Genomic DNA, 17,791 nt, shown 5'->3' with positions numbered 1-17,791 from the left:
CATCGTTTCGGCGACGAGACGCGGCCTGCCGGGTTACCCGTAGCTCTTCAGAGCGGATAACACCGTTTGACGCCACCGATGCGCTGCCTACCCGCATGTTGATTCTCGGCGCCTGACCGCCTTCAAGATCCTTGATGACCTCTTCTATACGACGAAGGTATTTCTGATTGACCCAGTCCATAACGAACCGGTTTGGTGCAAACAGCACCAGCTGACCATCGTTCAGCTCCGGCTGAAGCGGGCGTAACCAGGTATTGAACTGTTGAGCCGGAAACTCATCCCGGAGTACTTCTAGACATTGATGCCAGACTTTCTGCGGCACGACAGCCTGCTCCCGATGGTTTGATAAACATATCCCCTGACACGACCCTTACAGATCGACAGAGATAAAAAGTGTGAAGGATTTTACCCCTCTCACACGCCCAGTGAAAGCCTTCAGAAAATTTAATAAACACCCTGTGCAAATAATTTACATTATTTTTCATATATTTATAGACTTAGTAACAGGGTTGTGTACAGAAATACCTGAGCTTTGACTTATCCACAGCAACCTGTCCACAAACCCCCATGAGTACTGTGCACAACGTCAGAACAAACCCTGAATTCCGACGCAGGAATCCCCAAAGCTGATTTGTTCACAATTCGTCGGTTCTCTGTCCACAGGCCTCAACGGTCTTTGTCACCAGCCTTTCAGCGTCTGTAATCTATTGACCTGGAAAGACTAATATGACTTATCAACAGAAAATGACCTGCCTAATAACAGTAATAACAGAAAAGATTTAAAAGAATTAAAAATCACCTATAACTACTGTTACCCGACCAGCTGACACGAATCGCCAATCCAATCCCTGACCCACCGAGCCGATAAAACTGCTACCCTGACACCGGACCTGCCCACTCCAGAAAACGACTCAGCTGAAACCATTGAAAATGCGATCAGCATTGCTTAGAATGCCGCTCCTGTTTTGACTGTTCATTTTGCAGCCAGATACTGCAGTCCACTTTTCGATTATTGAGAGCTTGATCATGAAAAGAACGTTTCAACCGAGCGTACTGAAGCGTAAGCGCACTCACGGTTTCCGTGCCCGTATGGCCACAGCCAACGGCCGCAAGGTGCTGTCTCGTCGCCGTGCCAAAGGTCGTGTACGTCTGTCGGCATAACGGGTGACACATGGAGACTTTTTCGTTTCCCAAGTCGTCACGTCTGTTACGGCCTGGTGATTACGCAAAAGTCTTCGACGATGTCAGAGTCCGGATACCCGATCGGCATTTCCTGATTCTGGCGACGCCTAATACATTGGGGCACGCCAGAATCGGGCTGATTTTCTCGAAACGCAATCTGAAACTTGCAGTCCAGCGAAACCGGATCAAACGTCTTGTTCGTGAATCATTTCGTCACGAGACCGGTTTGCCAGCCATGGACATCGTGGTTCTCGGTCGCCAGGGTCTGGCTCAGCAACCCAATCAGGTGATAACCGATTCACTGCGGCAGGTTTGGCGCAGACTCATCAGAAAATCAGCAGAAACCGCGAAACCTGCGGTAACAGCCAATCGTCCGAACTCCGGAACCGGTGAAGGTACTCCCTGATGCGATCGCTGCTGATCATCCCCATACATCTGTACCGATACGCTATCAGTCCCCTGATGGTCAGCCATTGCCGGCATATCCCCAGTTGTTCCGCCTACGCCATTGAAGCGATCGATGTTCATGGCACCATTCGTGGCGGCTACCTGGCAGCACGGCGCCTGGCCCGATGCCATCCCTGGGGAACCTCCGGCTACGATCCCGTTCCCGGAACCGACCTGTCACCTTGTTCTGCTGACATCACGGTTTCAAAAACCTCAGTAACACGTCAGACTTCCGGCCAACCGAAGCCACACGTCAACCAAACTGCAGATTGAGTCTATGGACATTCAGCGCATTGCTTTATTTGGCGGTCTTGCCATAGTCAGTTACCTGATGGTGCTGGCGTGGAACGAGGACTACAACCAGCCACAGCCCGTCGAAAGCGGTTATCAGCAAAGCCAGACTCAAACTGGCAATAATGTTGAAGCTTTGGCAGATGATGAAATGATTCTGCCCGGAGAGGACGGTACTGTTTCTGCCCGTGAAGAGTTTGCAGCACCCGATGACAGCAGGATTCAGGATCTGTCCGACGGTGACACCGGTGATCGTATTGTTACCGTTACCACCGATGTGCTATCGGTAAAAATCGACCGTGTTGGCGGTAATCTGATTGAAGCCGCATTGCTTGATTATGACCGCACGCTCAACAGTGCTGATCCTCTGAGAGTACTGCAGACCAGCCAGGGCCGAACCTATTTCCTCGAGAGCGGACTGATCGGTCGTGATGGTTTCGACAGCCGCCGTAACGGTGAAGCTCCTCGCTACCAGGTATCATCCAGCGACATCAGGCTTTCCGAGAACCAGAGTGAACTTCAGGTTGATCTGGTTTTTGACAATGATGAAGGGATTTCGGTAACCAAACGGTATACCTTTGCCCGTGACAGTTATGAAATTGATGTCCGCTACCTGATCGATAACCAGAGTGAAAACACCTGGCAAGGCAATTTTACCGGCAAGATCGTGCGGGATCAGGCGCCGGATTCGACGGCCCAGACCAGTCTGGGTATCAAGGCATTTCTCGGACTGGTGATCTCCTCTCCCGACTCACCCTATGAGAAATACACCTTCAGTGACCTTTCTGACAACCAGGTAAACCAGCCAATCAACAATGGCTGGCTGGCATTCCTGCAGCATTACTTTATTTCTGCATGGATACCGGAACGGGACGTAACCCATCAGTATCAGACAACCCAGCGCAATGGCCTGAATGTGATGGGATTCGTCAGTCCGGCTACTATTGTTGAGCCCGGTCAGTCCGGCGATACCGGTGCCCGTATCTACGTCGGACCGAAGATAATTGAACGTCTGGAGAATGTTGCGCCTAACCTGGACCGTACGGTGGATTTCGGTTTTCTGTTCTTTATTTCCCAGCCCTTGTTCATGATTCTCGACTGGTTCCACAACCTTGTAGGGAACTGGGGTGTTGCCATCATCCTGCTTACGGTGCTGGTCAAAGCCGTGTTCTTTAAACTTTCTGCCACCAGCTATCGCTCCATGGCCAGAATGCGGGCAGCGGCACCGCAACTGACCCGGTTACGGGAACTTTACGGTGATGACCGTCAGCGTATGTCCCAGGAAATGATGGCGCTGTACAAGAAGGAAAAAATCAATCCGCTGGGTGGCTGCCTGCCCATACTGGTTCAGATGCCGGTGTTTATTTCCCTGTACTGGGTTCTGTTTGAAAGTGTACAGCTGAGGCATGCGCCGTTCATGCTGTGGATCCACGACCTCTCGGTCATGGACCCCTACTTCATACTGCCGATCCTGATGGGCGCCAGCATGATGTTGCAGATGCACCTGAACCCGACGCCACCGGATCCGATGCAGGCAAAGATCATGAAACTGATGCCGATCATTTTCACCGTCTTCTTCCTGTGGTTCCCGGCTGGTCTGGTACTGTACTGGCTGGTAAACAACATTCTGTCGATTTCACAGCAGTGGTACATTACCCGCAAGATCGAGGCAGAAGCAGCTACCAAGAGAAAATAGCACCTGCTTGCCAAAGCAGCTGACGACAGAGGCTCCTTCGGGAGCCTCTGTCCGTTCCGGTCCCGGAGATTGATCATGCCAAGGGTACAACCTGTTACAGAAACCATTGCTGCCATCGCAACAGCGCCCGGCCAGGCCGGGGTCGGCATTGTTCGGGTTTCCGGTCCACAGGCCAGGGCCATTGCCGAACGGGTTCTTGGCTTCGCTCCCAGGCCTCGTTACGCCCATTACGGCCCCTTCCAGGATTCCGAGGGCAACCTGCTCGACCAGGGTATTGGTCTGTTCTTCCCCAACCCCCACTCCTTTACCGGTGAAGACGTATTCGAACTTCAGGGTCACGGCGGTACCGTGATTCTGGACCTGTTGCTACGTCTGGTCTGTCAGCTTGGCGCCCGCCTCGCTCGCCCCGGGGAATTTTCCGAACGGGCCTTTCTCAACGACAAACTGGACCTGACCCAGGCCGAGGCTATCGCTGATCTGATCGAGAGCAGTTCTGAGCAGGCCGCCCGTTGTGCCGTGCGCTCCCTGCAGGGAGCCTTCTCAAAACGGATCCACCAACTGGTGGAAGACGTTACCCATCTGCGCATTTACGTTGAGGCCGCCATTGATTTTCCTGAAGAGGAAATCGACTTTCTTGCGGATGGCAAAGTCGCCACGGATCTGGACAACATCATCATTGCACTCGATGCTGTGGTTGCTGAGGCACAGCAAGGCACCATCCTTCGTGATGGCATGAAAGTGGTTATTGCAGGTCGCCCCAACGCCGGTAAATCCAGCCTGCTGAATGCCCTGGCCGGGCGGGAAGCCGCTATTGTCACCGCCATTGAAGGTACCACCCGCGATGTGTTGCGAGAGCACATACACATAGACGGCATGCCGCTGCATATTATCGATACTGCGGGATTGCGAGACAGCCCTGATGAAGTTGAGCAGATAGGGATTGCCAGAGCCTGGGAGGAAATCCGCCAGGCTGATCGCATATTGCTGATGGTCGATGCCACCACCACGACCGAAACCTCACCCCATGAGATCTGGCCTGACTTCATTGATCAGCTGCCGGAAAAAGCACCAGTCACGGTTATTCGCAACAAGGTCGACCTCAGCGGCGAGCAACCGGGCCTGGACGATTCGCAAAACCTTCCCGCCCCGGTCATCCGGTTGGCTGCGCGATCCTCGGAAGGGCTCGATACCCTGAGAAGCCACCTCAAGCAGTGCATGGGATTTGCCACCACCACGGAAGGGGGATTTCTGGCCCGGCGGCGTCATCTGGACGCCCTGGCACGAGCCAGTACGTCATTGCTGCAGGGGCGGGATCAGTTGGCCGGCTACGGCGCCGGCGAGCTGCTGGCAGAGGATCTGCGAGCAGCTCAGGACGCCCTGGGGGAGATTACCGGCGTGATGACCTCTGATGATTTGCTCGGCAAGATTTTTGGCAGTTTTTGTATCGGGAAGTGAAATGTCAGGAGAAAAAGCCGGCGGCTGATGCTGCCGGTTTTTTTTGCCTTGTTTAAAACCGGGGGGGCATTCCAAACCGAACGAAGGCATCCGGCGTAAACTTGCAGGAGATTAGTGGGTGTCCGACAGCCGTTGCTGCGCCGTTTATACCAAGACCGGAGTGTAAAAATTATGCAAACCGCTACCCGAAATATCCCGAGAGCTGGCCGTTGGCCCATGATATGGTTATGTTTGGTGTCGGTCGGGTTACTGGCGGGGTGTGCCGGACCGTCACTCGAGGACTATCGGGGTAAGTCTCCGGAGCTGGTACCAGACCGCTTTTTTGAGGGTGAACTTTTCGCCAGGGGTGTGGTCAGGGATTTCTCAGGAAAGGTCATCCGGACCTTTGATGCCGACATCACAGCAAGCTGGGATGAAGACGGAGTCGGAACACTGGACGAAGTCTTCCGGTTTGACGATGGCGCGACTGAAACCCGTGTCTGGACCCTCACCCCGCGGGACGGTGGTCTCCATGCCACCGCCGGTGATGTCACCGAACCCGGTATGATGCGCTGGCAGGGCAACACTATCCACATGAACTATGTGCTGGAAGTGCCCTATGGAGATGGCACCCTGGAGGTGCGGATGGATGACTGGATGCATCTGACCACCCCGGATACCCTGATCAACCAGACCACCATGAGTAAATGGGGAATCGATGTGGGCGAGGTTGTATTGGTGATTCAGCGACTTCCGGTCAATGAAAGCCAGAACCAGTAACCATCTGCGGTGGTTTCCGGGCGGGTTCGTGGCCAACGACAAAAACAGCAGCCGGTAATAAACCGGAACACGCAGTAGGATAAGACGGGTTATGGCTAAACAATGGGGCATTGCTGCCTTTGTGATTCTGGTGGCTGCCGGGTTGGCGGTGTTCTATCAGTATTTCCTGAACACCAGCGCGGATCAGGAAGCCCGCAGCCGCAGCCCTGCCCGGGTCAATGTGATGGCACCGGAAACCATGCCGGTGCGGGATCGAATAACCGCAGTCGGTACCCTCCGCGCCCGGGATGCCGTGGAATTGACGGCAGAAGTCAGTGGTCGCGTGGTCGAGCTCGATTTTCGTGAGGGAGACCGGGTTAACGGCGGACAGTTGCTGGTTCGCCTGGACGACCGTCAGGCGCAGGCTGATCTGCAGGTTGCCAATGCCCGACTGGCGGACGCCCGGCGTCAGTATGAGCGGGCTCAGCGCCTGCGTTCCAACAACAGTATCTCCCAGAGCCAGGTCGACGAGCTGCGCACCGGTCTTGATGTCGGCGAAGCAGAGCGACAGGCGGCTCGAATCCGCCTCGACAATCATCGCATTGAGGCACCGTTCGACGGCATTGTCGGGCTTGCTGATATCAGTATCGGAACCTATCTGACTGCGGGCAGTGCCATTACCACCCTGGATGCCACCGAGCAGATGGAGCTTTCCTTTTCCGTACCGGAACGTTTTCTTGGCCAGATTCAGGTGGGTCAGCCGGTGGAAGGAATCAGTGCCGCCTACGCCAATGAATCGTTCCAGGGGGAGTTGGCACAACTGGGCACCCGGGTATCGGAATTGAGCCGGACGCTGCCGGTACGGGCGCTGATCAGTAATCCCGACGGTCGCCTGCGATCCGGTCAGTTCATGTCAGTCCGTTTGACCCTGCGAGAGCGGGAGGCCCTGGTGGTTCCGGAGCAGGCGATTCTCAATCAGGGTGATCGCAAATATCTGTTTGTGGTTGATGACGGCGTGGCCCGGCGTCTTGAAATCCAAACCGGTTCCAGGGAGCCCGGCAAGGTCGAGATTGTCGACGGTCTGTCGGCGAATGACCGGGTGGTTGTGACGGGCCAGGATCGTCTCAGCACCGGTGACAGGGTTGAAGTCATCGAAAACGACGATGTGATACCAGACAGTCAGCTGGCTTCCGGCAGCAGGGCCTGACTATGGTGTTGTCTGATATTTCCATCAAACGGCCAGTCTTCGCGACGGTGGTCAGCCTTCTGATTGTGGTGTTTGGCCTGGCCTCACTGCTGGGCCTTCCGGTCCGCGAATACCCGGATATTGATCCACCCATCGTTTCTGTATCCACCAACTACACCGGCGCGGCGGCCGAGGTGATCGATACCCAGATCACCCAGGTCATCGAAGGCGCCATCAGCCGGGTTGAGGGTATCCGTTCCATTGAATCCTCCTCCGAGCAGAACCAGTCCCGGACCACCATCGAGTTCAATGTGGACCGGGACGTGGATATCGCCGCCAATGACGTGCGTGATGCGGTTTCCCAGGTGCTCTCCAATTTACCGGATGAGGCCGACCCCCCCATCGTCCAGAAAGCCGACTCCAACGCCCGGCCGATGATGTGGATTACCCTGCTCAGTAATGAGTGGGACAGTGCCGAGCTGAGCGACTTCGCCGAACGGGTGCTCAAGGACCGGCTGTCGGTACTCGAAGGTGTCGCGGATGTACGCATCGGTGGCGAGCGGCGCTATGCCATCCGGGTCTGGCTCGACCGGGAACGGCTGGCGGCCAGAGACATCACGGTGGCGGAGGTGGAGCGGTCCCTCAGAGCCAACAACATTGAACTGCCGTCGGGCTCTATAGAATCCGCTTTTCGTGACTTTACGGTGCGTACCGAAGGCCGCCTGTCCAACGTCGAGGAATTCGCCAATCTGATCATTCGCCGCACCGACAACGAACTGCTGCGCCTGGGCGAGATTGCGGATGTGCGCATGGGTGTTGAATCCGACGACAGCCGCCTGCGCGCCAACGGCCAGACGGCTATTGGACTGGGGATCATCCGTCAGTCCAAGGCCAATACTGTCGCCGTTTCAGATCTGGTCCAGCAGGAAATGAAGCGCATCAGTGAAACTCTGCCTCCGGAAGTAACCCTGGCCCGCAGCTACGATGAATCCATTTTTATTCGTGCCTCTATCCGCGAGGTCATGATTACCCTGGCGATATCCGTGTCGCTGGTGATTCTGGTTATCTTTCTGTTCCTCCGTTCCTGGCGGGCGACGTTGATCCCTGCAGTGACCATTCCGGTGGCGGTAATTGGTGCGTTCAGTGGACTTGCGTTTCTCGGTTTCTCCATCAACGTATTGACGTTGCTGGCGGTGATCCTGGCCATTGGCCTGGTGGTGGACGATGCCATTGTCATGCTGGAAAACATCCAGAGGCGTATCGACAAAGGCGAGCCGCCGCTGTTGGCCGCCTATCGTGGTGCGCGGCAGGTGGCATTTGCCATCGTTGCAACTACCCTGACCCTGGTGGCGGTCTTCGTTCCCATCTCGTTTATGGGTGGCAACGTAGGCAGGCTGTTCGCCGAATTCGGTTTTACCCTGGCTGCCGCTGTCGTGGTGTCCAGCTTCGTGGCCCTGACGCTGGCGCCCATGCTCTGTTCGAAATGGCTGAAACACAGCCCGGAAACGGAGGAAGGCCATCGCCTGTGGGCAGCGAGTGAAAAGGTGCTGAACGGGCTGAACAACGGCTATGAGCGGATGTTGCGGTTTTCCTTGCGACAGTCGGGTCTGCTGCTGGGCCTGGGTGCAGCAGGAATTATTGCGACTTCGGTCATTTTCCCCCAGTTGCCCCAGGAGCTGGCACCCACCGAAGACCGGGGTGTCATCATCATGCCGGCCAGTGCGCCCACCGGATCGACGTCGGATTACACCGAGCACCATGTTCTCAAGGTCGAAAAGCTGTTGATGCCCTACCTGGAGGATGGCCTGGCGGAACGGTTGCTCACTATTACCGGCTTCCGCAACGAGACCGACCGGGCTTTTATCATCCTTGGTCTGACCCACTGGAGTGAACGGGACATCAAGCAGCAGGCGCTGGCGGCACAATTGTTCCCGAAACTGGCACAGGTGCCGGGCGTCCGGACCATTGCCATCAATCCACCGGGTCTCGGTCAGAGTGGCTTCAGCCAGGAAATCCAGTTCGTGATCGGTGGCCCGGACTACGAATCGGTTCAGGCCTGGAGCCAGGAGATATTGGAGCTGGCCAAAGAAAACCCGAATCTGGTCAACCTGGACTCGGATTTCGAGCTGACCAGGCCCGAGCTTCAGGTGTTTATTGACCGGGAGCGGGCGGGTGACCTGGATATTACCATTGAGGACGTTGGTCTGACGTTGCAGACCACACTGGCGTCGCGACAGGTAAGTACCTATCTGGACCGGGGCCGGGAATACGATGTCATTGTGCAGGCTGCAGACGCTGACCGGGCAACGCCGGCTGATCTGGGAGAAATCTTTCTGAGGCCCCGGGAAGATGGACAGCTGATACCCCTGCAGGCTCTGGTGGACGTGCGGGAAATCGGTGCCAACCCGGACCTGCGTCGTATTGACCGGCTGCCTGCGGTAACCATCACCGGCTCTCTTGCGGAAGGTTATGATCTGGGTACAGCCCTGGATTACCTGTCAACACTGGCACTGGATACGCTGCCAGCGGAAGCCCGGGTCAGTTACAAGGGGCTGAGCCGTGAGTTTACCGAGTCGTCCGCAGCCATCTACGTGACCTTCGGGCTGGCATTCCTGATTGTGTTCCTGGTGCTGGCCGCTCAGTTTGAGAGCTGGATCCACCCACTGATCATCATGCTGACGGTGCCGTTGGCGGTGACGGGTGCCTTGTTTGCCCTGCTGGTGACGGGCATCAGCCTGAATATCTACAGCCAGATAGGCATCGTCATGCTGCTGGGACTGATGGCGAAGAACGGTATTCTGATTGTCGAGTTCGCCAATCAGTTACGGGATGAAGGTTACAGTGTTCACGAAGCCATTCTGCACGGGGCGATTTTGCGTTTTCGCCCGGTATTGATGACCACCATTTCAACCATCTTCGGAGCCGTTCCACTGGTGATCGCAACCGGCGCGGGCGCAGAAAGCCGGGCCGCCATTGGTGTGGTGATTCTTGGCGGTCTGTTATTTGCCAGCGTTCTCACGCTGTTTCTGATTCCGGTGCTGTATAACCTGTTGGCCCGTTTTGCCAAGTCCGCCGGTGCGATTACCCGCGAGCTGGAGCGGGAGCAGCAGGCCGAGCACGGTGCTGTGGATAAAGGTATGAATAAGGTGGGGGTTTCCCTGGAATAGTTTTTTTAAAACCCAATTATAATAATGAGTTAACCGCTTTTTGGGCTTTTTTGTCAGAGCTGAAATCTGTGGATAACTTTCTTGAAAGAGCTTATCAAGACATCCGTCCAACCCTATGAAATCGGGACCAAATTACGAGGTGTCTTAGACCTGTCGGGTTTGTTTGCTGACCACCTGAGGCAGACTGGTTAAAAATTACCCATTGGGACTGCAATCAGCCAGCCCGAAGCGTTATACTGCGCGGCTGGTTTTCTCTTCCCGAGTTCTGAGGTGATTTGTGGATTTTCCGACCCGTTTCGACGTGATTGTGATTGGTGGTGGCCATGCCGGCACTGAGGCCGCACTGGCGGCCGCCCGCATGGGCTCGCAAACCCTGTTGTTGACCCACAACATCGAAACCCTTGGCCAGATGTCCTGTAACCCGGCCATCGGCGGTATCGGCAAAAGCCACTTGGTGAAGGAAGTGGATGCCATGGGCGGCGCCATGGCCGAAGCCACGGACCTGGGTGGTATCCAGTTCCGGGTGCTGAACAGCCGCAAAGGCCCGGCCGTGCGGGCCACCCGCGCCCAGGCCGACCGGGTACTGTACAAGGCAGCCATCCGGGAAATCCTTGAGAATCAGCCCAATCTGATGCTGTTCCAGCAAGCGGCCGATGACCTCATTGTGGAAAACCACCGGGTCACCGGCGTGGTGACCAATACCGGTATCCGCTTCAATGCGAAAACCGTGGTGCTGACTACCGGTACCTTCCTGGGTGGAGTTATTCACATCGGCATGCAGAACCATGCCGGTGGTCGCGCCGGCGATGCGCCGGCCAATGCCCTGGCCAAAAGATTGCGGGAGCTGCCGTTCAACGTTGGTCGGCTGAAAACCGGCACGCCACCACGAATTGATGCCCGTTCCGTGGACTTCTCGGTGATGCAGCAACAGTGGGGCGATGACCCGACGCCGGTCATGTCGTTCATGGGTTCCCGTGACCAGCACCCCCGCCAGGTGCCCTGCTACGTGACCCGCACCACCGAGCAGACCCATGACATTATCCGCAGTGGTTTTGATCGCTCGCCCATGTTCGCCGGCAACATTGAAGGCATTGGTCCCCGCTATTGCCCGTCCATTGAGGACAAGGTCAATCGCTTTGCAGACAAGGATTCGCACCAGATCTTTGTGGAACCGGAAGGCCTGACCACCCATGAACTCTACCCCAATGGCATTTCCACCAGCCTGCCTTTTGACATTCAGCTGGCGGCGGTCCGCTCCATTCCCGGTTTCGAGAATGCCCACATTACCCGCCCGGGTTATGCCATTGAGTATGACTACCTGAATCCACAGGACCTGCGTCATACCCTGGAAACGAAATTTATTGGCGGGCTTTACTTCGCCGGCCAGATCAATGGCACCACCGGTTACGAAGAAGCCGCAGCCCAGGGCCTGCTGGCCGGACTGAACGCGTCCCTGCAGGCTCAGGATAAAGAGCCCTGGTACCCGCGCCGGGATGAAGCCTACCTGGGCGTACTGGTGGATGACCTGATCACCATGGGCACTTCTGAGCCCTACCGCATGTTCACCAGCCGTGCCGAATACCGGTTGATTCTGCGGGAAGACAACGCCGACCTGCGCCTGACCGAAATTGGCCGTCAGCTGGGACTGGTGAACGACGACCGCTGGGCCCGCTTCAATGACAAGCGCGATGCCATCGGCCGCGAACGTCAACGTCTTGAAACCACCCGGGTTCACCCGAACACCGAAGCTTCGGCCATTGCTGACAACCATCTGAAACAGCCCATGACCCGCGACAATACGCTCGCTGAGCTGCTGCGCCGGCCGGAAATCGGTTACCAGGAGATTGCGGCCATAGGCAACGACCGCGCCGATGACGATGCGGTTGCTGAGCAGGTGGAAATCGAGATCAAGTACGAAGGTTACATTTCCCGTCAGGCGGACGACATTGACCGGTTACGTCGCAACGAGAACACCCGGTTACCGGATGATCTGGACTTTGATGCCATCGGTGGCCTGTCCAACGAGATCCGGCAAAAACTGAAAACCGTGCGCCCGGAGACCATTGCCCAGGCTTCCCGTATCCAGGGGGTGACACCGGCCGCAGTATCGCAGCTGCTGGTCTATCTGAAAAAGCGCGATCTTCTGCGCAAGCAATCGGCCTGATCGGGGGATGAGCCTTTCGCTCTGGCAACAACAGTTGGCCGACGGCCTGCAAACCATGGGGTTGGACCTCAGCGCCGGACAGCGCCAGCAGCTGCTGGATTTTCTGACCCTGCTGAACAAGTGGAATCAGGCCTACAACCTGACCGCTGTGCGTCAACCGGGGCAGATGGTGCCCCGGCAACTGCTCGACAGCCTCAGTATTCTGCCTTTTATCAGCGCTGACCGGGTACTGGATGCCGGAGCCGGCGGCGGCCTGCCGGGCATACCACTGGCTATCGCACGTCCAGACATCGGTTTTACACTGGTGGACAGCAACAGCAAGAAAACCCGGTTTCTGACCCAGTGCAAGCTGGAATTGAAGCTTGGCAATGTGGAGGTATTTCACGGCCGGGCCGAGGACTGCGGGTCGGATCGACTTTGTGCCCAGATCACCAGCCGGGCCTTCAGCTCGCTGGCCAACCTGGTGGACTGGTGCGGTGCGCTGCTGGCGGATGAAGGACAGTTCCTTGCCATGAAAGGCCAGTTTCCGGATGATGAGTTGTCAGCCCTGCCCGTGGGTTGGCATCTGGCAGAGAGCCACCGGCTGGATTACCCCGGCTGTGACGGTGATCGTCATCTGCTGGTGATTGAACGGGCACCCGCCCAACCGACACCCGCATCAGGAGGCTAGCACCATGGTACGCGTCATTGCGGTAACCAACCAGAAAGGTGGCGTTGGCAAAACCACGACCTGCGTCAATCTGGCAGCATCCCTGGCCGCCACCAAACGCCGGGTGCTGCTGGTGGATCTGGACCCCCAGGGCAACGCCACCATGGGCAGCGGCGTCGACAAGAATGGGGTGCAACTTTCCAACTATGACCTGCTGACCAAGCGGGCGAGTGCGGCGGAAGTGGTGATTTCCGTCGAAACTGCCGGTTTTGACCTGCTGCCTGCCAACGGCGACCTGACCGCCGCCGAAGTGGAACTGATGAACGAGATCGGGCGGGAGCACCGTTTACGGCTGACGCTCAGCGCAGTGCGGGACAATTACGATTATATCCTGATCGACTGCCCGCCTTCGCTCAACCTGCTGACGGTCAACGCATTATCCGCGGCCGATACCGTGCTGATCCCCATGCAGTGTGAGTACTACGCCCTGGAAGGCCTGGCGGCATTGATGAACACCGTGGAGCAGATCCGTGAAACGGTGAATCCCAATCTGCAGATCGAAGGCATCCTGCGCACCATGTACGACCCCCGCAACAGTCTGACCCTGGATGTGTCCGGCCAGCTCAGCGAATACTTCGGTGACAAGGTGTACAAGGCGGTCATACCCCGTAACGTGAGACTTGCAGAAGCACCCAGCTATGGTTTGCCGGCGCTGAAGTATGACCGTGTCTCCAAGGGTGCCGTGGCCTATCTGGCGCTCGCCGGTGAGATGGTAAGGCGTCACGGCACCCAAAAGCGCGAGGGCGCGGTTGCCGTCTGACCGGGGCCGTGTAAGATAGGGCGCCTTACTGACCTGATGATTTTCATGCGGATAACTGGCTAAGACCATGGCGGCAAAAAAAAGAGGATTGGGTGAACGGGGCCTGGGAGCCCTGCTGGCGAATTCCAAAGTCAGCCTGGACCACAACCAGGACCCGGAGACCCATGATGGTGAGTTGCGGCAAATCCCCGTCGATCTGATCCAGCGTGGCCGGTACCAGCCCCGTCGTGACATGGATCCGGACGCGCTCAAGGAGCTGGCGGACTCCATCCGGCAACAGGGGGTCATGCAGCCTGTGGTGGTCCGCCCGCTGTCGGAAGGTCGCTATGAGCTGATTGCCGGTGAACGTCGCTGGCGTGCGACCCAGCTGGCAGAACTGGACCGTATTCCCGCGATTATCCGCGATGTGCCCGATGTAGCCGCCATTGCCATGGCGCTTATTGAAAACATCCAGCGTGAAAACCTGAACCCCATTGAAGAAGCCTTTGCCCTGCAGCGGTTGCAGGACGAATTTGGTCTGACCCAGGCAGAGGTGGCTGAGGCTGTGGGCAAGTCCCGCACCACTATTACCAACCTGCTGCGCCTGATCGGTCTTACCGAAGACGTGCGGCTGATGCTTGAACACGGCGATCTGGAAATGGGCCACGGCCGCGCCATGCTGACCCTGGCGCCGGAGCTGCAGCTGCAGGTTGCCCGTCAGGTGGTCGCAAAATCCCTTTCGGTGCGCCAGACTGAAGCTCTGGTTCGTCGTTTGCAGCAGCAGGCGCAGCAAGCCCCCGCCGATACCCCGAAAGGCATCGATCCCGATATCCGTCGCTTGCAGGATGACCTTTCCGAACGGCTGGGTGCCAGTGTCGCCATCAGTCATGGGCGTCGTGGCAAGGGCAAGGTGGTTATCGAATATAACTCCCTGGATGAGCTCGACGGCATTCTTGGACATATTCGCTGACCCCGGACGAAAATTTCCGGATTTTTTAAAATTCGGCGAAATACCACATCTAGTGAATTTGGAAGATAAGGGCACAACTTGTGTCGGTTTTATGGGTGCCTGTTTGTCGGAAGTGGTCAGAAAGTGGTCGTTTTTCCGAATTGGTATGTTGAACCACTTTCGGTTAACACATATAATTTCGCGCGCTTGGCTTTACGGTTACGACCGGTCAGCCTGAAGGTCCCGCAGGTCACGGCAGGCTCCCGCTGGGAGCGCCCGACACAGTCGGTCGGCGACTTAACAGGAGACAGTCCCCCAAAGGGGTTGTGGTGTCATGTCCGGTGTACGTAACAGCATTATCCGTTTGCCAATCGCACGCTGGGCCTATATCGTGTCCGGCCTGCTGGCAGTCCAGAGTCTGCTCTGGTCCCTGTGGGGTTTGGTTGCCTTTTATTCGGCATTGTTGGGTGGTCTGATTTTTATTGTCCCCAACGCCTGGTTTGTACACAGGGTATTCCGGTACCAGGGTGCGAGAGCCGCACCTTTGATGGTAGCCGAAGTGTTCAGGGGAGAAGCCATCAAGTTCTCCCTCACCGCAATCTTGTTTGCGGCCGTTTTCCTCTTAATAGAGCCGGTCAGTGCACCGGCTTTGTTATTCACTTTTGCTGTGATGGTAGTAGCGGGTGCGGTAGTACCCTGGCTCGTGAAACCACAATAACAGCGATATGACTGGACGTGAGAGCAGTATGGCAGCTGATACCCCAGTAGAATATATCCAACATCACCTTCAAAACCTGACCTACGGCAAGTTACCTGCCGGTTACGAACGGGTGGATCCTTACACCGCAGACGTAACCATCATGCAGGAAGCTTCCTGGACCTTCGCACGGACTTCCGCCGAAGCGACAGACATGGGTTTCATGGCGTTTCACGTCGACACCCTGGGCTGGTCCATCTTTATGGGCATGCTGTTCCTCGGGTTGTTTGCGATAGTGGCGAAGCGCGCCACCACCGGCGTTCCAGGCGCAATGCAGAACATAGTCGAAATGACAGTTGAGTTTGTGCAGGGCATCGTTCGTGACGGTTTTCATGGCAAGAACCCGGTTATTGCCCCGCTGGCACTGACCATGTTCGTGTGGATTCTGTTGATGAACAGCCTCAAGCTGATTCCGGTCGACTTCATTCCCCAGATTGCTCATGCTCTGGGCCTTGAATACTTCAAGATCGTACCGACCACTGATCCCAACGGTACTTTCGGTATTTCCATCGGTGTCTTCCTGCTGATTATCTACTACAGCATCAAGGTCAAAGGCGCTGGCGGCTTCGCCAAGGAGTTGTCGTTCACCCCATTCAATCACTGGGCGCTGATACCCTTTAACCTGGTATTGGAGATTCTGGGCCTGCTGACCAAGCCCCTGAGTCTGGCGCTGCGACTGTTCGGTAACATGTACGCCGGTGAAGTGGTGTTCATTCTGATTGCCATCCTGCCGTTCTGGGTCCAGTGGACCCTGAACGTACCCTGGGCAATCTTCCATATTCTGGTAATCGTGTTGCAGGCTTTCATTTTCACAACTCTGGCGGTGGTTTACCTCAGCCAGGCCCATGAAGATCACTGACGACACCCAGAATACAGAATTTACTGAAAACCCGGATTAAGACATCCGACATTAACCTTTAAACCTGATCACAAACTGAAAGCTAAGGAGTCATCAATGGAAATCGTATTCATCGCTGCTGCTATCATCCTCGGTTCTGGCGCACTGGCCACCGGTATTGGCTTTGCCCTGCTGGGCGGCAAGCTGCTCGAGTCTACCGCTCGTCAGCCAGAGCTGGCCCCACAGCTGCAAACCAAGACCTTCATCATGGCTGGTCTGCTTGACGCTGTTCCGATGATCGGTGTTGGTATCGCGATGTACCTGATCTTCGTTGTTGCTGGTTAATCGGCCACCAGAACGGGCGTGACTCCCCAGGGAGAGCGCCCGGTCTTTCCGATTCCAGGACGCAACGAATAGCAAGAGGTACATTGCCGTGAATATAAACCTTACGTTGATAGGGCAAGCAATTGCCTTCGCTATTTTCGTCTGGTTCTGCGTCAAGTTCGTCTGGCCTCCTATCACTGAGGCCATGAGCGCGCGCCAGAAGAAGATAGCCGACGGTCTGTCTGCTGCAGATCGTGCTTCCCTTGACCTCGAGCTGGCTCAGGAAAAAGCGGCCCAGGAACTTCGCGCTGCGAAGGAAGAAGCCGCGGTTCTGATCGATCAGGCCAACAAGCGGGCAAACCAGATTGTCGAAGCCTCCAAGACCGAAGCACGTGCTGAAGGCCAGAAGCTCATTGAGCAGGCTGAAGCAGAGATCGGGCAGGAGCGGGTAAGAGCCCGTGACGCTCTGCGTGCGGAAGTGGCTGCACTTGCCATTGCCGGTGCCGAGAAGATCCTCGAGAAGTCTGTCGATGCCAACGCACATAGCGAGATGCTGGACAAGCTCGCTGCAGAACTCTAAGCGAGGTTCACCATGGCAGAACTGAGAACGCTGGCCCGCCCTTACGCCAGAGCCGCTTTTGAAGCAGCCCAGAGTGACAATACTGTCGCTCAGTGGTCTGACGCGCTTGTTGTGGCTGGCCAGGTTGCCGCCCACAGTGACGTGAAAAGGCTCATCGCGCATCCGGGCGTTGCCCGGCCAGTAAAGGCAGAGATTATTTCAGAGTTTGTCGGCACCGATCTTTCCGAGGCGGTCCGCAACTTCTTTACCATTCTCGCTGAATCAGGCCGTCTGGCGCTGCTTCCGGAGATTGCCGGACTTTTCCAGAAATTCCGCGCCGATCTGGAACGCACGGTGGCGATTGACGTTACCGCCGCGTTTGAATTGACGGAAGAACAGCAACAGAAACTGGCTCAGGCACTGTCGAAAAAACTGGATCGGCAGGTTTCACTTTCCGCAAAGGCTGATCAGTCTCTGATCGGCGGCGTTATTGTTCGCACAGGCGACATGGTCATCGACGCCTCTGTACGTGGAAAGCTGAACAGACTGGCCGACTCTCTGAGCTCCTGATTTCAGCAAAAGGTTTGAGG

The 17,791-nt window shown here is 56.4% G+C and carries 18 protein-coding genes; 17 read left to right on the top strand and 1 reads right to left on the bottom strand.

Annotated features, from left to right (window positions below; translation table 11 throughout):
* Window positions 1-322: DnaA N-terminal domain-containing protein (locus AAC035_RS01695; protein ID WP_339799387.1), on the bottom strand; the 322-nt coding region annotated here is incomplete at its 3' end.
* Window positions 323-1,026: 704 nt separating this feature from the next.
* Between AAC035_RS01695 and rpmH the strand changes: the two genes are divergently transcribed.
* The 17 genes from rpmH to AAC035_RS01610 all read left to right on the top strand — a co-directional run bounded on the left by rpmH (window position 1,027) and on the right by AAC035_RS01610 (window position 17,771).
* Window positions 1,027-1,161, top strand: coding sequence for a 50S ribosomal protein L34 (rpmH, locus tag AAC035_RS01690; protein ID WP_339799386.1), 135 nt, complete (start codon window positions 1,027-1,029; stop codon window positions 1,159-1,161).
* Window positions 1,162-1,171: 10 nt separating this feature from the next.
* Complete coding sequence (gene rnpA, locus AAC035_RS01685) at window positions 1,172-1,588, top strand: ribonuclease P protein component (protein WP_339799385.1); 417 nt, start codon at window positions 1,172-1,174, stop codon at window positions 1,586-1,588.
* The gene (gene yidD / locus AAC035_RS01680) at window positions 1,588-1,902 is read left to right on the top strand and encodes a membrane protein insertion efficiency factor YidD (protein WP_339799383.1); all 315 of its coding nucleotides are present in this window, start codon (window positions 1,588-1,590) and stop codon (window positions 1,900-1,902) included. Before rnpA ends, yidD begins: the two co-directional genes overlap by 1 nt.
* Before the next feature lie 4 nt (window positions 1,903-1,906).
* Window positions 1,907-3,616 (top strand): membrane protein insertase YidC, encoded by a 1,710-nt coding sequence (gene yidC, locus AAC035_RS01675; RefSeq protein WP_339799381.1) that lies wholly within the window; start codon window positions 1,907-1,909, stop codon window positions 3,614-3,616.
* A gap of 75 nt (window positions 3,617-3,691) precedes the next feature.
* Window positions 3,692-5,071 carry a tRNA uridine-5-carboxymethylaminomethyl(34) synthesis GTPase MnmE gene (gene mnmE, locus AAC035_RS01670; protein ID WP_339799379.1) on the top strand — a complete coding sequence of 460 codons (1,380 nt, stop codon included), beginning with the start codon at window positions 3,692-3,694 and terminating at the stop codon, window positions 5,069-5,071.
* A gap of 216 nt (window positions 5,072-5,287) precedes the next feature.
* The gene (locus AAC035_RS01665) at window positions 5,288-5,830 is read left to right on the top strand and encodes a DUF3833 domain-containing protein (protein ID WP_339799378.1); all 543 of its coding nucleotides are present in this window, start codon (window positions 5,288-5,290) and stop codon (window positions 5,828-5,830) included.
* Window positions 5,831-5,921: 91 nt separating this feature from the next.
* The gene (locus tag AAC035_RS01660) at window positions 5,922-7,016 is read left to right on the top strand and encodes an efflux RND transporter periplasmic adaptor subunit (RefSeq protein ID WP_339799377.1); all 1,095 of its coding nucleotides are present in this window, start codon (window positions 5,922-5,924) and stop codon (window positions 7,014-7,016) included.
* A 2-nt stretch (window positions 7,017-7,018) separates the two neighbouring features.
* Entirely contained in the window at window positions 7,019-10,162 is a 3,144-nt protein-coding gene (locus AAC035_RS01655) for an efflux RND transporter permease subunit (RefSeq protein WP_339799375.1), read from the top strand.
* A 277-nt stretch (window positions 10,163-10,439) separates the two neighbouring features.
* Entirely contained in the window at window positions 10,440-12,326 is a 1,887-nt protein-coding gene (mnmG, locus tag AAC035_RS01650; RefSeq protein ID WP_339799374.1) for a tRNA uridine-5-carboxymethylaminomethyl(34) synthesis enzyme MnmG, read from the top strand.
* 7 nt (window positions 12,327-12,333) lie between these two features.
* Window positions 12,334-12,996, top strand: a complete 663-nt coding sequence (rsmG, locus tag AAC035_RS01645) for a 16S rRNA (guanine(527)-N(7))-methyltransferase RsmG (protein ID WP_339799373.1) — start codon at window positions 12,334-12,336, stop codon at window positions 12,994-12,996.
* 4 nt (window positions 12,997-13,000) lie between these two features.
* Complete coding sequence (locus AAC035_RS01640) at window positions 13,001-13,795, top strand: ParA family protein (protein ID WP_339799371.1); 795 nt, start codon at window positions 13,001-13,003, stop codon at window positions 13,793-13,795.
* A 67-nt stretch (window positions 13,796-13,862) separates the two neighbouring features.
* Window positions 13,863-14,744, top strand: coding sequence for a ParB/RepB/Spo0J family partition protein (locus AAC035_RS01635; RefSeq protein WP_339799369.1), 882 nt, complete (start codon window positions 13,863-13,865; stop codon window positions 14,742-14,744).
* Window positions 14,745-15,057: 313 nt separating this feature from the next.
* A complete protein-coding gene (locus AAC035_RS01630; RefSeq protein ID WP_339799367.1) occupies window positions 15,058-15,441 on the top strand; it encodes an ATP synthase subunit I in 384 nt (127 codons plus the stop codon).
* A gap of 28 nt (window positions 15,442-15,469) precedes the next feature.
* Window positions 15,470-16,339 (top strand): F0F1 ATP synthase subunit A, encoded by an 870-nt coding sequence (gene atpB, locus AAC035_RS01625; protein ID WP_339799365.1) that lies wholly within the window; start codon window positions 15,470-15,472, stop codon window positions 16,337-16,339.
* Between the two features lie 96 nt (window positions 16,340-16,435).
* Complete coding sequence (gene atpE, locus AAC035_RS01620) at window positions 16,436-16,663, top strand: F0F1 ATP synthase subunit C (protein ID WP_339799363.1); 228 nt, start codon at window positions 16,436-16,438, stop codon at window positions 16,661-16,663.
* Window positions 16,664-16,751: 88 nt separating this feature from the next.
* Window positions 16,752-17,222 carry a F0F1 ATP synthase subunit B gene (locus AAC035_RS01615; RefSeq protein ID WP_339799362.1) on the top strand — a complete coding sequence of 157 codons (471 nt, stop codon included), beginning with the start codon at window positions 16,752-16,754 and terminating at the stop codon, window positions 17,220-17,222.
* Between the two features lie 12 nt (window positions 17,223-17,234).
* Window positions 17,235-17,771, top strand: coding sequence for a F0F1 ATP synthase subunit delta (locus AAC035_RS01610; RefSeq protein WP_339799360.1), 537 nt, complete (start codon window positions 17,235-17,237; stop codon window positions 17,769-17,771).
* Window positions 17,772-17,791: the final 20 nt, after the last annotated feature.

This window comes from uncultured Marinobacter sp. (genome assembly GCF_963974375.1).
GTDB lineage: Bacteria > Pseudomonadota > Gammaproteobacteria > Pseudomonadales > Oleiphilaceae > Marinobacter.
The sequence above is the reverse complement of the archived record's forward strand: the minus strand, read 5'-3'. Positions and strand labels throughout refer to the sequence as shown.